Origin of the sequence: Amycolatopsis albidoflavus, from assembly GCF_039525725.1 — a bacterium.
Classification (GTDB): Bacteria; Actinomycetota; Actinomycetes; order Mycobacteriales; family Pseudonocardiaceae; genus Amycolatopsis; species Amycolatopsis albidoflava.
This window is the reverse complement of the sequence record NZ_BAAAHV010000005.1, coordinates 647,074-663,358: the sequence shown is the minus strand read 5'-3', so window position 1 is coordinate 663,358 and position 16,285 is coordinate 647,074. Positions and strand designations below refer to the sequence as shown.

General features: G+C 69.8%; 9 protein-coding genes. 5 read left to right on the top strand and 4 right to left on the bottom strand.

The features are described 5' to 3' along the window. Positions 1–10: 10 nt before the first annotated feature. Positions 11–1,810 (bottom strand): hypothetical protein, encoded by a 1,800-nt coding sequence (locus ABD156_RS07545; RefSeq protein WP_344268094.1) that lies wholly within the window; start codon positions 1,808–1,810, stop codon positions 11–13. 41 nt (positions 1,811–1,851) lie between these two features. Then, positions 1,852–2,193: a hypothetical protein gene (locus tag ABD156_RS07540; RefSeq protein ID WP_344268093.1), complete on the bottom strand. Its 342-nt coding sequence runs from the start codon at positions 2,191–2,193 to the stop codon at positions 1,852–1,854. Positions 2,194–2,590: 397 nt separating this feature from the next. Between ABD156_RS07540 and gltB the strand changes: the two genes are divergently transcribed. The 3 genes from gltB to ABD156_RS07525 all read left to right on the top strand — a co-directional run bounded on the left by gltB (position 2,591) and on the right by ABD156_RS07525 (position 9,069). After that, complete coding sequence (gene gltB, locus ABD156_RS07535) at positions 2,591–7,132, top strand: glutamate synthase large subunit (protein WP_344268091.1); 4,542 nt, start codon at positions 2,591–2,593, stop codon at positions 7,130–7,132. Next, the gene (locus ABD156_RS07530; RefSeq protein ID WP_344268089.1) at positions 7,125–8,633 is read left to right on the top strand and encodes a glutamate synthase subunit beta; all 1,509 of its coding nucleotides are present in this window, start codon (positions 7,125–7,127) and stop codon (positions 8,631–8,633) included. The genes gltB and ABD156_RS07530 overlap by 8 nt, the downstream gene beginning before the upstream one ends. Positions 8,634–8,697: 64 nt before the next feature. Next, on the top strand, positions 8,698–9,069 hold the full coding sequence (locus ABD156_RS07525; RefSeq protein WP_344268087.1) for a MerR family transcriptional regulator: 372 nt from the start codon (positions 8,698–8,700) through the stop codon (positions 9,067–9,069). Here the strand turns inward: ABD156_RS07525 and ABD156_RS07520 are convergent. Next, entirely contained in the window at positions 9,066–9,953 is an 888-nt protein-coding gene (locus ABD156_RS07520) for an NADP-dependent oxidoreductase (RefSeq protein WP_344268085.1), read from the bottom strand. The genes ABD156_RS07525 and ABD156_RS07520 overlap by 4 nt on opposite strands. A 130-nt stretch (positions 9,954–10,083) precedes the next feature. On the opposite strand from ABD156_RS07520, the gene ABD156_RS07515 reads away from it, so the two are divergent. Beyond that, positions 10,084–13,263: a hypothetical protein gene (locus ABD156_RS07515; protein WP_344268083.1), complete on the top strand. Its 3,180-nt coding sequence runs from the start codon at positions 10,084–10,086 to the stop codon at positions 13,261–13,263. Between the two features lie 52 nt (positions 13,264–13,315). After that, a complete protein-coding gene (locus ABD156_RS07510; protein WP_344268081.1) occupies positions 13,316–14,707 on the top strand; it encodes a class II 3-deoxy-7-phosphoheptulonate synthase in 1,392 nt (463 codons plus the stop codon). Positions 14,708–14,907: 200 nt separating this feature from the next. On the opposite strand, the gene ABD156_RS07505 is transcribed toward ABD156_RS07510, so the two are convergent. Continuing rightward, positions 14,908–16,188, bottom strand: coding sequence for a wax ester/triacylglycerol synthase domain-containing protein (locus tag ABD156_RS07505; RefSeq protein ID WP_344268079.1), 1,281 nt, complete (start codon positions 16,186–16,188; stop codon positions 14,908–14,910). Between the last annotated feature and the right edge of the window lie 97 nt (positions 16,189–16,285).

Here is a 16,285-nt window from a genome sequence, read left to right as displayed (position 1 = left end):
CAGTTCCTCCTTAGTCGATGCGGCCGTGGATCCGCCCGCTCGCCGAGCGGCGGGGCGGATGGGACGGCGGGTGGTTCGCGGGCGGGTGATTCGGTTGCGACGGCGGGTGATTCGGCTGCTGCGGAGGCTGGTGGTTCTGCGGGGGCTGGTGCTGCGGACCGTCCGGTTGGGACCGCTGGTTCTGCCCTCGGTCGCCCGAGCCCTGCGACCGGTCCCCGTCGTTGCCGGAGCGGTCGTCCCCGGAGCGCCGGTCGCCGCCTTCCCCGGAGGGACGGTCGCCTTCCCCGTCCCCGGAGTCGCCGCCTTCGCGCGAGCGCCGGTTCTCCGCGTGCGCCTCGCGCGACTCGTTGACGCCGTCCTTGCCCGCCTGCACGGCGTCCTTGGCGTCCTGGCCGATGCCCTTGGCGTTGTCCTTGATGTCGCCGACGTCCCCGCCGATGTTCTTCGCGATGTCGACGAGATCGCCGATGCTGCCGACGTCCTTGATCTTCTGCAGCTGCGACCCGATGTCCTTGATCGAGTTCCAGATGTCCTGGACCTTCGTGATGATGTCCTGGATCATCTCGATGATCGAGATCAGCGCGTTGATCAGCGGCAGCAGTTCCGACAGCGCGGTGATCGCGTCGGCGATCCAGCCCGCGATCGGGACGCACGCCTCGGCGGCCATCACCAGCAGCCGGTCGATCAGGCTCTTCAGCAGGTCCAGCGCCTTGGCCGCGAGCTTTTTCGACGTGTCCGACAGCAGGTCGAAGCCCTTGGCGATCAGCGACGCGATCCCGGCCTCGGCGGCGAGCCCGGCCCGCCAGCCGGCCTGCACGTAGGCCTTGTGCTCCAGGGAAGCCATGCCGTGCCAGGAATCGCTGACGGTCTTCTCGTTGGCGACCATCACCTCGGAGAACGCCTTCATCGCCTCGGAGATGTTGCGCCACGCCTCGGCGTCGGCCGACATCTTCGAGAAGTCGCCGGTGAGCGGTTCGATGAACTGCTGGGTCAGCGTCGTGCCGGTGAACTTCTGATACACCCACTCGACGGCCATCACCTCGACGCCGGCGTCCTTTACCAGTGCCTGGACGTCCTCGCCGGAGGTGTCTTCCGGCGGCTGCAGCAATTCGACGATCGAATCGCCGCGGTCGAAGTCGCCGGTGCCGCCGGGAACCCCGCCTGGGTCTCCGCCCGAACCCCCGGTGTTGCCCTCGCCGCCGTTGCCGCCGCCTTCGCCGCCCTCGCTGCCGGAGCCGCCTTCGCCGCCCCCTTCACCGCCTTCGCTGCCGGAGCCGCCCTCGTCGCCGCCCCGGCCGCCGCCTTCGTCGCCGCCCTCGTTGCCGCGATCGCGACCTCGGCCGTCGCCGCCTTCTTCGCCGCCGTCCTGGCCGTCGCGACCGTCCCGGCCATCGCGGCCATCGCGGCCATCGCGGCCATCCCGACCGTCGCGGCCGTCGCGGCCGTCCCGGCCGTTGCCGTCGTCATTGGACTGGCCGCGGTGCCTGCCATTGCCGTTGTCGTCGCCGGAGTTTCCCCCGGTGCCGCTCGGATGCGTCTGGTCGTCCCCGCCGGACGGACGGCGCCCGTCCGGACCGGTGCCGCCGGGATGATTCCCGCCCGGATGGCCAGGCTGGTTCCCGCCAGGATGGCCAGGCTGGTTCCCGCCAGGATGGCCGGGCTGATTCCCGCCGGGAGGCGGCTGATTGCCGGGATGCGGCTGGTTGCCCCCAGGGTGCGGTTGGGTGCCGCCGGGGCGGGACGGCGGATGCGTCGTCCCCGTTCCCCCGGGGTGGTGGCCGCCGCCGTGCCCGCCGCCGTGCCGTGCCATGTCTTGTCCCCCTCGTCAGAACCGTGTGGTGCGGATGCGCATCAGGCCGCGCCGCGGCCGGAGTCGATGCCGTCGAACTGGTCGATGAACTTCTGGAGCAGCTGCGCGGAATTCGCGTCGTGGTGCGCGTAGGCCTGCGCCGCCTGCTTGACCCCGTCGGACAGCGAGGTCAGCCGCGAGTGGCCGAAATCGAGCGTGCCGCCGTAGAGGTTCCCGACCAGCTGCACCACCGGCTGCAGCACCACGAACAGGCCGGTGAAACCGGACGTGTCGCACGCGGTGGAGCGCATGTAGTCGTTGATCTTGCTGATCTTCTCGTGGAGGCTGTCGAGCACCTCGGCGTACTGGTTCATCGTCTCGACGTCGACTTCTATGCCGGACATGAAAGAAACCGCCCTCCCCGTGAGCTATTCGGTTGCCGAACACTATGGCAACCGACGATCACCGAGTGTGGGCGGTTCCCGGAAATTTGTGCGATTACCTGGGAGGACCGGACGAAGGGGACGAAGCGGACGCATCGACTTCGTCACGTGACAGGTGCGCGACGCCGCTTCGGGGCTTATGCTTCGCGGACCGAAGCATCGGGAACCCATCCGGAACTATGTCGTTCCGCGCTGCCGGATCGTTACCGTTCTTCCCCGTTCGGGGAGCTCCGAGGCGCTGCTGGGGTGTTTCCCAGGTGTTAAAGTCGCGCTAACAAGCGGGCCATCGTCGTCCCGTGCGCTCCCCGCGGCCGGTTCGCCGGCCACCGCACGAAACGACGAAGGAGGTCCCTTTTCCATGATCTTCTCCGCCATCCCCGGCAAGCAGGGTCTGTACGACCCGGACACCGAGCAGGATTCCTGCGGCGTCGCCATGGTCGCCGACGTCCAGGGCCGCCGCACGCACGGGATCGTCACCGACGGTCTCGCCGCGCTCACGAATCTCGACCACCGCGGCGCCGCGGGAGCCGAGCCGACGAGCGGCGACGGCGCCGGGATTCTGCTGCAGCTGCCCGACGAACTGCTGCGCGCCGAGGCGGGATTCCCGTTGCCCGCCGACGGCGGATACGCCGCCGGGATCGCGTTCCTTCCCGCCGAGGACGAGCAGCGCCGCAAGGCGATCGGGCTCACCGAACGGATCGCGGCCGAAGAAGGGCTCGCCGTCCTTGGCTGGCGCGAGGTTCCGGTGGACACCGACGGCGCGGAGATCGGCCCCACCGCGCGTTCGGTGATGCCGCACTTCGCGATGCTGTTCGTGTCGTCCCCGCACGGCGAAACCGGCCTGGAGCTGGACCGGCTGGCTTTCTGCCTGCGCAAGCGCGTCGAGCACGAAAGCCTCGCTTCCGGCTGCGGCACCTACTTCCCGTCGCTGTCCGCGCGCACGATCGTCTACAAAGGCATGCTCACGCCCGAGCAGCTGCCGCGGTTCTTCCCGGATCTGCGCGATTCCCGGCTCGCCAGCGCGATCGCGCTCGTGCACTCCCGGTTCTCCACCAACACTTTCCCGTCGTGGCCGCTCGCGCACCCGTTCCGGTTCGTGGCGCACAACGGCGAGATCAACACGATCCGCGGCAACCGCAACCGCATGCGCGCCCGCGAGGCACTGCTCGAATCGGACCTGCTTCCCGGCGATCTCTCGCGGCTGTACCCGATCTGCTCGGCCGACGCGTCGGACTCGGCGTCCTTCGACGAGGTGCTGGAGCTGCTCCACCTCGCGGGCCGTTCGCTGCCGCACGCGGTGCTGATGATGATTCCGGAGGCGTGGGAGAACCACACCTCGATGGATCCGGAACGGCGGGCTTTCTACCAGTTCCACGCCAGCCTGATGGAGCCGTGGGACGGCCCGGCGTGCGTCACCTTCACCGACGGCACGCTCGTCGGCGCGGTCCTCGACCGCAACGGACTGCGCCCGGCGCGCTGGTGGCACACCGCCGACGGCCGCGTCGTGCTGGCCAGCGAGGCCGGAGTCCTTGACGTGGCCCCGGAAAACGTCGTCGCGAAGGGCCGTCTGCAGCCGGGCCGGATGTTCCTCGTGGACACCGCGGCGGGCCGGATCGTGAACGACGAAGAGGTCAAGTCCGCGCTGGCGCGCAAGCAGCAGTACACCGACTGGCTGCACGCCGGGCTGCTCAAGATCGCCGAGCTGCCCGACCGCGACCACGTGGTGCAGAGCCACGATTCGGTGCTGCGCCGCCAGCTCGCTTTCGGCTACACCGAAGAAGAACTGAAGATCCTGCTCGCGCCGATGGCCGCCAACGGGGCCGAGCCGATCGGGTCGATGGGTTCGGACACCCCGGTCGCCGTGCTGTCCAAGCGGTCCCGGCTGCTGTACGACTATTTCAAGCAGAACTTCGCGCAGGTGACCAACCCGCCGCTGGACGCGATCCGCGAGGAGCTGGTCACGTCGATGAGCCGGATCATGGGGCCGGAGCGCAATCTGCTCGCTCCCGGGCCCGCCTCCTGCCGGCACCTCAACCTGCCGTACCCGGTGATCGACAACGACGAGCTGGCCAAGCTCATCCACATCAACGACGACGGCGACCTTCCCGGTTTCGCCTGCAGTGTCCTTTCCGGACTGTACGAAGTGGACGGCGGGGCGGACGCGCTGGCGGCGGCGATCGAGCGGGTGCGGCGCGACGCGTCCGAGGCGATCGCAGCGGGTGCGCGCACGCTCGTGCTGTCCGACCGCGATTCCGACCATCGGATGGCGCCGATCCCGTCGCTGCTGCTGGTTTCCGCGGTGCACCACCATCTGGTGCGAACCAAGGAACGGCTGCGCGTCGCGCTGGTCGTGGAGACCGGCGACGCCCGCGAGGTGCACCACATCGCGCTGCTGCTGGGCTACGGCGCGGCGGCGGTGAACCCGTATCTGGCCTTCGAAACCATCGAAGACATGATCAGCCAGGGCGCGATCACCGGCATCGAACCGGCGAAGGCCGTCCGCAGCTACGTGCAGGCGCTCGTCAAGGGCGTCCTGAAGATCATGTCCAAAATGGGCATCTCCACGGTCGGCGCGTACACCGCGGCGCAGGTCTTCGAATCCCTTGGCCTGAGCCAGGAACTGCTCGACGAGTACTTCACCGGAACGTCGTCGAAGCTCGGCGGCGTCGGCATGGAGGTGCTCGCCGAAGAGGTCGCGGTGCGGCATCGCCGGGCGTACCCGGACAACCCGACCGATCGGGTCCACCGCGGACTCGAGACCGGCGGCGAGTACGCGTACCGCCGCGAGGGCGAGCTGCACCTGTTCACGCCGGAGACGGTTTTCCTGCTGCAGCACGCGTCGAAGACCGGCCGCGACGAGGTGTACCGCGAGTACACCGAAGAGGTGCACCGGCTCTACCGCGAGGGCGGCACGCTGCGCGGGCTGTTCAAGTTCCGCGACGGCGCGCGCGAGCCGATTCCCCTGGACGAGGTCGAGCCCGCGTCGGCGATCCTGCGCCGGTTCAACACCGGGGCGATGTCGTACGGCTCGATTTCGGCTGAGGCGCACGAAACTCTCGCCATCGCGATGAACCGCATCGGCGGCCGGTCCAACACCGGCGAGGGCGGCGAGGACCCGGAGCGGCTGTACGACCCGCAGCGGCGCAGCGCGATCAAGCAGGTCGCGTCGGGCCGTTTCGGGGTCACCAGCGAATATCTGGTGAACGCGGACGACATCCAGATCAAGATGGCGCAGGGCGCGAAGCCCGGCGAGGGCGGGCAGCTGCCGCCGAACAAGGTGTACCCGTGGATCGCGCGCACGCGGCATTCGACGCCGGGCGTCGGGCTGATTTCCCCGCCGCCACACCACGACATTTACTCCATTGAGGACTTGGCGCAGCTGATCCACGACCTCAAGAACGCCAACGAGAAGGCCCGCATCCACGTGAAGCTGGTGTCCTCGCTGGGCGTCGGCACGGTCGCGGCCGGCGTGTCCAAGGCGCACGCGGACGTCGTGCTGATTTCCGGCCACGACGGCGGCACCGGCGCGTCGCCGATGAACTCGCTCAAGCACGCCGGAACGCCGTGGGAGATCGGGCTCGCCGAAACGCAGCAGACGTTGCTGCTCAACGGTTTGCGCGACCGGATCACGGTGCAGGTGGACGGTGCGATGAAGACCGGCCGCGACGTCGTGATCGCGGCGCTGCTCGGCGCCGAGGAATACGGTTTCGCGACGGCTCCGCTGGTGGTCGCGGGCTGCATCATGATGCGCGTGTGTCACCTCGACACCTGTCCGGTCGGCGTCGCGACGCAGAGCCCGGAGCTGCGCAAGCGCTACACCGGACAGGCCGACCACGTGGTGCGGTACTTCGAGTTCGTCGCCGAAGAAGTGCGGGAAACCTTGGCGAAGCTGGGTTTCCGCACGCTCGACGAGGCGATCGGGCACGCCGAGATGCTCGACACCGACGAGGCCGTGCAGCACTGGAAGGCCTCCGGTCTCGACCTCGGCCCGGTCTTCGACATGCCCGCGGAAACGCCGTACGGCGGCTCGAAGCGGCGCGTGCGCGAGCAGGACCACGGCCTGGCGCACGCGCTCGACCGCACGCTCATCCAGCTCGCCGAGGCGGCACTGGAGGACGCGCACCCGGTGCGCCTGGAGCTGCCGGTGCGCAACGTGAACCGCACGGTCGGCACGCTGCTGGGTTCGGAGATCACCCGCCGCTACGGCGGCGAGGGCCTGCCGGACGGCACGATCCACGTGCTGCTCACCGGTTCGGCCGGGCAGTCGCTCGGCGCGTTCCTGCCGCGCGGCATCACGCTGGAAATGGTCGGCGACGCCAACGACTACGTCGGCAAGGGCCTGTCCGGCGGCCGGATCGTGGTCCGCCCGCATCCGGACGCGAGCTTCGCCGCCGAACAGCAGACGATCGCGGGCAACACGCTGGCCTACGGCGCGACGTCCGGCGAGCTGTTCCTGCGCGGGCAGGTCGGCGAACGGTTCTGCGTCCGCAACTCCGGCGCGACGGTCGTGGCCGAGGGCGTGGGAGACCACGCTTTCGAGTACATGACCGGCGGCCGCGCGGTGGTGCTCGGCCCGACCGGGCGGAACCTGGCGGCCGGGATGTCCGGCGGCAGCGCGTACGTGCTCGACCTGGACCGCGCGAAGGTCAACCAGGACATGGTGGACCTGCTTCCGCCCTCGCCGGAGGATCTGGCCTGGCTCAAGCAGATCGTGCAGCAGCACCACGACCTCACCCGCTCGGCCGTGGCCGCGTCGCTCCTGGGCGACTGGACCCGGCGCGCGGCGGCGTTCACCAAGGTGATGCCGCGCGACTACCAGCGGGTCATCGATGCGGCGAAGGCAGCTCGCGCTGCTGGCCGCGATGTCGACGAAGCGATCATGGAGGCGGCTCGTGGCTGACCCCACCGGTTTTCTGAAGCACGAACGGCAAGAACCGAAGAAAAAGTCTTACGAGGAAAGGCTTTCCTCGTGGGGCGAGGTCTATGCGGACGTCGCGCCGGAAGAGCGCAACGAGCAGGTGCGCACGCAGGCGTCGCGATGCATGGACTGCGGAATCCCGTTCTGCCATTCCGGCGGTTCCGGCTGTCCGCTGGGCAATTTGATTCCGGAATGGAACGACCTCGTGCGCCGCGGCGACTGGGCGGCGGCCAGCGATCGCTTGCACGCCACCAACAATTTCCCGGAATTCACCGGGAAGCTGTGCCCCGCGCCGTGCGAGGCGGGCTGCGTGCTGTCGATCTCGCCGCTGTCCGGCGGACCGGTGGCGATCAAGCGCGTCGAAGAGACGATCGCGACGCAGTCGTGGGAAGCCGGATACGTGCAGCCGCAGGTGGCCGAGGTGTCCTCGGGCCGCAAGGTGGCCGTCGTCGGCTCGGGTCCCGCCGGGCTCGCCGCGGCGCAGCAGCTGACCCGCGCGGGCCACGAGGTCACCGTGTTCGAGCGCGACGACCGGCTCGGCGGCCTGCTGCGGTACGGCATTCCCGAGTTCAAAATGGAGAAGAAGGTCCTCGACCGGCGCCTGGCGCAGCTGCGCAAGGAGGGCACGAAGTTCGTCACCGGCTGCGAGGTCGGCGTCGATCTGACGGTGGAAGATCTGCGCGCGCAATACGACGCGGTCGTGCTCGCCGTCGGCGCCCTGCGCGGCCGGGACGACCGCACCACGCCGGGCCGTTCGCTCGACGGGATCCACCTGGCGATGGAACACCTGGTGCCGGCCAACAAGTTCGTGGAAGGCGACGGCCCGTCCCCGGTCGATGCGAACGGCAAGCACGTCGTGATCATCGGCGGCGGCGACACCGGCGCGGACTCCTACGGCACCGCCACCCGCCAGGGCGCGCTGTCGGTCACTCAGCTCGATCAGTACCCGACACCGCCGCAGACCCGCGACGACGAACGCTCCCCGTGGCCGACCTGGCCGTACATCCTGCGCACCTACCCGGCGCACGAGGAGGCGGGCGAGCGGAAGTTCGCCGTGGCGGTGAAGCGGTTCGTCGACGACGGCAACGGCCGCGTGAAAGCCGTGGAACTGCAGGAAGTCCGCGTGCAGAAGGACCCGGAAACCGGCCGCCGCGAGGTGCTCCCGGTGAACGACGAGGTCGAAACGCTGCCCGCGGACCTGGTCCTGCTGGCGATCGGCTTCGAAGGCGTCGAGGAAATGCCGCTGCTGGAAGGCCTTGACCTGACCCTGACCCGCCGCGGCACCCTGTCGTGCGGCTCGGACTGGCAAACGGAGACTCCCGGAGTCTTCGTCTGCGGCGACGCCCACCGCGGCGCGTCGCTGGTCGTGTGGGCCATCGCGGAAGGCCGCTCCGTGGCCGCCGCCGTGGACACCTTCCTGACGGGCGCTTCGGACCTGCCCGCCCCCGTGCACCCGACCGCATTGCCGCTCGCGGTGGTGTGATCGGTTCGAGGCTCGGGCCCCGGCGCAACGGCGCGCCGGGGCCCGTTTCTTTAAGCTGGATGCTGTGCGGATCGGCGAATTAGCCCGGAAGACGGGAGTCAGCGCCCGCTCGCTGCGGTACTACGAGCAGCAGGGCCTGGTGCACAGCACCCGGTCGGCGGGCGGACAGCGGCACTACCCGGCGGCCGAGGTCGAGCGGATCGAACTCATCCGCCGGCTGTTCGACGCGGGCTTGCACAGCAAGGTAATCGCGCGGCTGTTGCCCTGCGTGCACAGCGACGACTCGAAAGTCATCGAGGATGCTTTCACCACAATGGTTGCCGAACGCGACCGGCTGACCGCCGACATGGCCCGCCTCGCCGAGGCCCGGGACGCGCTGGACGTGCTGATCGAGGCGAACACTCGGTACCGGCAGGGCGCGGGGAGTTCGTGCTAGATGCTGATGACTAGCTTGCCCGAAGCGTGCCGGGATTCGACCAACGCCAACGCCTCCTGCGCCCGCGCGAGCGGATAGGTCCCGGTGATGTGCGGATCGAGCCGCCCATTGGCCATCAGCTCGGCGACGCGTTCCAGACCCGCCCGATCGAGACGGCGCCGGACGAACTCGCCGCCGAGTTCGGTCACCGACTGGTCTCCGACCGCGATGAGCTTCTCCGTCAACGGCGCGACGCCACGCAGGGACTGGCCGCCAACGGTGTCGACCACGGCGTCGAACCTGCCCACGACGCTGCCCGCCGTGTAGTCGACGAAAGCCGCGCCGTACTTCGTCGCGAGCTCCCGCTTGGCCGCGCTGCCCGTGCCCGTCACGACGAGCCCCCGGTCCCGCGCGAGCTGCGCCACCGCGATCCCGACTCCGCCGCCGATCCCGTTCACCAGCAGCGACGCGCCCTTCGGCAGGTCGAGCTGATCGAGCACGTCGAGCGCGGTGGTGCCAGCGACGGGGATGGTCGCCGCCCAAGTCCACGGCAGCGAGTCGGGGATCCGGGCGGTGGATTCGCCGAGCAGCAGCGTCGTTTCCGCGTACGTCCCCGCCCCGGTCAACGCGAACCCGGTGACCCGGTCGCCGATCTCGAGTCCGATCACGTCTTTCCCGGTTTTGAGCACCGTCCCCGCTGCTTCCATCCCGATGACCTGCGGAAACGGCAGGTTCCCATTGAGGTCAGGGACATGCCCCGACCGCAGCAGATGATCGAGCGGATTCACCCCGGCGGCCGCGACCCGGACCAGAACTTCCGCGGGCCCGGGCGTCGGATCCGGCCGGTCGAAGAACTCCTGGACGTCGGCCGCGCCGAACGCCCGATATCCCAAGGCTGTGCTCATCTGCTGGTTCCTCCCGCGTCTCGGTCTGTCCGAAACCGACGCTATTCGTTGACACCGATGTCAACTTCCAGCTGATGTGACCCGGCCGACACAGTTCGTGGGAAGCTGAGCCGTCGGAGGGGGAGCCCAGGTGGACGAGCGGATCACGAACCAGGTCCTGGGTCCGGTCTCGGGCAAGGTCGTGCAGGTGGGCCACGCCGATTCGGTCACCTACACCGGAGCCCCGCCCGCCCGCTCCCGCTACCGGCAATGGGTGCGCCAGGTCGCGCCGGAACAGCTCATCGGCCGCGAAACGGAATTGGCCGAACTGGCCCGGTTCTGCACGGCTCCGGAGGATGCCCCCGCCTACGGGTGGTGGCGCGCGGCTCCCTGGACGGGCAAGTCGGCCCTGATGGCCTCGTTCGTGCTCTCGCCGCCCGAAGGAGTGCGGGTGGTCTCGTTCTTCGTCACGGCGCGTTCCCTCGGCGACGACACCCGCGAGGCGTTCGTGGATGTCGTCCAGGAGCAATTGGCCGAAGTCCTGGGCGCGGCAAAGGACCCCGAGGCCCGAAACCTCAACGCGGTCTTCGCCGAAGCCGCCGCACACTGCCGAAACCGCGGCGAGCGCTTGGTGCTGGTCGTCGATGGCCTGGACGAGGATCGCGGCGCCAGCTCCGGCGGCCACAGCATCGCCGCACTTCTGCCGTTTCCCGAACACGGTCTTCGCGTGATCGTCGCCAGCCGCCTCAACCCCGATGTCCCACCGGATGTGCGCGCTGACCACCCCTTGCGCGCGCCCGGCATCGAGCGTTCCCTGGCGCCTTCGCCCGCGGCCGTCGCGGCGAAGGCCGATATGGAGCGCGAACTCGACGCGCTGCTCCAAGACCAAAAGGACCTGCTGGGTTTCCTGGTCGCGGCCCGCGGCGGCCTCAGCGGCGACGACCTGGCGCAGCTGACTCAGCGCCGCCCCCGGGACGTCGAACGGGTCCTGAACAGCGTGGCAAGCCGCTCGTTCACCCGTCGCCCGGCGCATTGGCGCCCAAGCGAGGCCGCGGCGGTTTTCCTTCTGGGGCACGAGAATCTGCAACGCGAGGCGGTCGAAGCGTTCGGTGCCGAGCTGTCCCGGTATCGCGAGGCGATCGACGAATGGGCCGCCGGGTATCGCTCGGCGGGCTGGCCGCCGGACACTCCCCAATTCCTGCTGCGCGGCTACTTCCGGCTCGTCCAGGAGAGCGGCGACGTGGCCGCGCTGGTAGATCTCGCCGGTGACCCGGCTCGGCACGAACGCCTGCTGGACGTTTCGGGCGGCGACCTTGCCGCGATGGGGGAGCTGGACGCTGCCCGCGCTGCGCTGCTCGCGTCCGGTGAACCCGACCTGGTCCGGCTGATCACGCTCGACACCTATCGGGACAACTTCCGCGAGCGCAACAAGATCACGCCGGTGCGCTTGCCCGCGGTGTGGGCCGCGCTGGGACAGGTCGACCACGCCGTCGCTTTGGCACAGTCCATGACCGAGCCCGGGCCGCGCACGCGGGCGCTGCTCGATCTGTCCCGGGAGCTGGCCCGCGCCGGGCAGTCCGAACGGGCTGAGCGACTGGCCGACGACGAGCACGACCCGGATCTGCGCGACACCTTGCTCGCGGAAACTGCCGTGGCATTGGTTCACAGCGGAAAGCACGCGGCGGCGGCGCGGGTCGCCGACCGCGTCAGTGCGGATCAGCGTCGGCGGATCGCCGCGATGACCGCCGCCGTTCGCGACCTGGGCTTCTCGAGGGCTGGGCTGTTGGCGAGGGAGATCTCGAGGGAAGACCTCCGGGACGGAACGCTCGGCGAACTGGCGGTGCTGGCGGTCGACGACGCGGACGCGGCGGCCGGACTGGCCGCGGCCGTGTCTCACGAGCTGCGCCGCCAGGAGCTGTTCGCGGAGCTGGCACGGCGGCTCGTCCAGCGCGGCGAAGCGGACCGGGCTCGGAGGTTCGCGCAGGAGCACGGCGCTGCCGGAGTGCTGTTCCACCTCGATGTCACCGCCGAATTGGCGGCGGCGCACGACTCGGCCGGAGCTGTCGGCGCGAGATTCGACGACGTGGAACGCGAGTACCGGTTCGTGCCCGTTCTGGTCGAATTCCTGGCCACTGCGGGCAGGCTGTCCGAGGTTCCGGCGGTGCTGGGTTCGATGACCAACCCCTTCGCGCGGGGCGAGGCGACGATCCGGTTCGTTCAGGCACTCGTGGCCGCGGGCGAGGCCGACCAAGCTTTCCACTGGACCGGCCGCTACCTCTCCACCCGCCGGTCGGCCTTCGAACTGCAAGCCGACGCCCATCGGTTCGCGGTGCTGGCGGATGCGCTGCTGTCCGCAGGAGAGCGCACCCGTGCGCGCCAGGCAGCGGAGCAGGCCGAAGCGCTCACCCGCCGTCCGGCGCACGACTTGCGCGCGGCAGCGGCGATCAGCGCGCTGACCAAAACAGTCGTGGCGGCCGGGGATGTGCGCCGAGCCGAGCTGCTCGCTCCTCTGATGGCGCCGGAATGGCAAGGGCTGACTGAAATCAAGGAGCTGGCGAGCCTTCTCGCCGCAAAGGGAGATCTGCGGATCGCCGAGAAGCTGATCTGCGGCGTCGAGTACTGGTCGGTGATGCGAGAACCCGTGACCTCGCTGGCCCGTCGGCTTCGAGCGGCCGACGACCACGATGCGCTGGCCCGGATCGCGGCGCATGTCCGGAACCGGGTGAAGGAGCCGCCCGTGTTCGCACAGTTCGCCTGGAACGACGTGCACGCAGCGATCGCGATGCTGGCCGCGGCGGGCGAACCCGCCGAGGTCGTGGAGCTGGTCGCCGCCAACCCGGAGACTGCCCTCGGCTTGGCGATCGAGGACGCGATGGCGGACCTGGCGGCACGGGGAGAGGTCGCCGCGGCCCTCGAGCTGTGCGGGTACCTCGGCGAGCGCGACCTGGCCGGTGCTCGGCGGGTTCTAGTCCGGGGCCTGGCCGCGGCCGGACACCTCGACCAAGCCGAAGCCGTCATCGAGACCGTCGAAGCCGAGCCGGAGCAGGAGCGGCTCGTCCTGGCGTTCCTTCCGGAACTCGCCAAACACGACCTGCCCCGCGCGCTGGCCCGGACCCGCCTCGTGGAATCCGCCGAAGACCGCGCCCGGCTCCTGGTCGACGTCTCCGCCGCCGCCCCGCCGGACGAACGCCGCCGGATCCTCGCCGAAGCCGCGGCCCTCGACCACTGGTCCGTCATCGTCCCAGCCCTTGATACTGACGAATTAGCAGGTCTGCTGGACGTAGCCGACCGATTCGGCACCCTCTACCGCCAAGACGCCCCGGACGCGTGACCCTCGACGCCCACCGCCCCGGACAAACGCGGCAGACCCTATCCTGAGACGCGTGAACTGGACAGTCGACGTTCCCGTAGACACTCTTCCCGAGCTGCCGCCCCTGCCTCCTGAGCTGCGGGACCGCCTCGACACCGCCTTGTCGCTGCCTGCCGCGCAGCAGCCGGAGTGGCCGGACGCCGCGCTGGCCAAGCGGGTGCGCGGCGTGCTGGAGAGCGTGCCGCCGATCACCGTGCCCGCCGAGATCGACCGGTTGAAGAGCCGGCTCGCCATGGTGGCTCGCGGGGAGGCCTTCCTGCTCCAGGGCGGCGACTGCGCGGAGACGTTCGAGTCCAACACCGAACCGCACATCCGGGCGAATCTGCGCACGCTGCTGCAGATGGCCGTCGTGCTCACCTACGGGGCCAGCCTGCCGGTGGTGAAGGTCGGGCGGATCGCGGGCCAGTACGCGAAGCCGCGCTCGTCCGGCACCGACGCGCTCGGGCTGCCGGTCTACCGCGGCGACATCATCAACTCGCTCGTCGCCAAGCCGGAGCTGCGGGTGCCGGACCCGGGCCGGATGATCCGCGCCTACGCGAACGCCGGCGCGGCGATGAACCTGGTCCGCGCGCTCACCGGGGCCGGCATGGCCGACCTGCACCAGGTGCACGACTGGAACAAGGACTTCGTGTCCTCCTCGCCGGCGGGGGAGCGGTACGAGGCGCTCGCCGCCGAGATCGACCGCGGCCTGCGGTTCATGAACGCCTGCGGCGTCACCGACACCTCGCTGCAGTACACCGAGATCTTCGCCAGCCACGAGGCGCTCCTGCTCGACTACGAGCGCGCGATGCTGCGGCTGGACCAGGCCGACGCGGCGAACCCGAAGCTGTACAACCTGTCCTCGCACTTCCTGTGGATCGGCGAGCGCACCCGGCAGCTCGACGGCGCGCACATCGCGTTCGCCGAGCTGCTGTCGAACCCGATCGGGCTCAAGGTCGGCCCGACGACCACGCCCGAGCAGGCGCTGGAGTACGTCGAGCGGCTCGACCCGCGCAACGAACCGGGCCGCCTCACGCTGATCTCGCGGATGGGCAACGGCAAGGTCCGCGAGGTGCTGCCGGCGATCGTGGAGAAGGTCGAATCGTCCGGGCACAAGGTCATCTGGCAGTGCGACCCGATGCACGGCAACACGCACGAATCGTCCACCGGCTACAAGACCCGGCACTTCGACCGCATCGTCGACGAGGTCCAGGGCTTCTTCGAGGTGCACCACAAGCTCGGCACCTACCCCGGCGGCATCCACGTCGAGCTGACCGGCGAGGACGTCACCGAATGCCTCGGCGGGGCACAGGAAATCTCCGACGTCGACCTCTCCGGCCGCTACGAGACCGCCTGCGACCCCCGGCTCAACACCCAGCAGTCGCTGGAGCTGGCCTTCCTGGTCGCGGAGATGCTGCGCGGCTGACTCTCCCGCCCGAGAGTGCTGATCCCGGTCAGAGCGGACACCGGGCCCGGCACGCGATGCCGAGGTACGTGAGGGGAACCCTGCGGGACCCTGATTCCCTTAGGGTTCCCCTCACGTACCTTCGCGGGAACGGCACCGCGCGGCCCATCGGCCAGCCGGTGCTCCGCATCCGCGCACAACCCGAAGCCGCAGAGCGCCGCTCACGAGGCGTCCAGCAGTTCCGCCGCCGACTTGGCGACCGCGTCGCGCAGCGACCCGAGATCGGCCACCGCGTCCGCGTTCGCCTGCAGTCCGATGTGGACACTGTCGCGATAAGGCGCCACCGCGATGCCCACCGCCTGGCGCGGGGCCAGCGGCACGAACGGGTAGACCTCCGTCAGCGGCGCTCCGGCCAGCGCGTGCCGGGCGGGCGGCACCGGCACGGTGGTCACCACCAGGTCGAACAGCAGCGGCGCGGCCAGCCCGGCGGTCCGGGTTCCCAGCCAGTGCAGCGCGGCGGGCATCCGGTCGGCCAGCAGCGGGAAAGCCCCGGCTCCGCGCGAAGGTCCGGCGGCTTTGTTGCGGGTCATCTCGGCGCGCACTTCGGCCAGTCGCCGCACCGGATCGTCCATTCCGATCGGCAGATCGCACAAATAGCCGGAAAGCTTGTTCCCGCCCCATTGCTCGGCCGCTCTCCCGCGCACGCTCACGGGAATCAGCGCGCGCACGGACCGTCCCTCCGCGCGAATGCCGCGATTGATCAGCCATTCGCGCAAGGCCCCCGACAAGACCGCGAGCACGACGTCATTCGTGGTACCGCCGTGTGTTCGGCGGATCCGGCGAAGATCGGCCGAGGCCAGCCGGGCGAAACCGAGGCGCCGTTCGGCGGTCGCGGGTGCGGCCAGCGGGAGGCACGGCGGCCGGGCCGCCCGGACCACCGACGACGCGATTCCCGCTGTCTCCAACGTATCCCGCACCGCGTCCATCGGCGTGCGCGGCTGCGGAATCGCCGGCGCGGGCTCCGGGAGCGGCAATCCGTCCAGGAGTCCTACTGTGACGGCGTACGCGCCCGCGCCGTCGGTGAGCGCGTGGTGGAGTTTTAGCAAGATCGCGAAGGTTCCGTCCGGAAAACCTGTCACCACGGTGAGTTCCCACAACGGACGGTGCGGGTCGAGCGGTTCGGCGATCCACCTCGCCGCGAACTCCGGGAGCGGGTCCGGGTCGTACAGCGTGGTCAGCCGGTGGTGGTGAATGTGTTTCACTGCCTGGAAATCCGGGTCGTCCACCCAGGTCGCGGAGCCGGGAGGGAACAGCCCGGCGCGGATTTTCCGGCGCAGCGGCGGAATCTCCGCCGCCCGGCGGGCGAGCAGCCCGGCCAACCGGTCCGGATCGACCGGCTCCTCCGGCGCGAAAACCAGCGCCACTCCCATCTGCATCGGCGCGGTTTCCCTGGAGAGGCAAAGAAAAGCGACATCGAGCGAGCTGAGCGGGGCAGGTGCCATGGTCCACCTTCCAACGTCCGGCGTCGAGTGCGAATGTCGAGGGCGAATGTCACGACACTACTCGGGTATGACCGGCGGACGGCCGTTATGTTTCGGG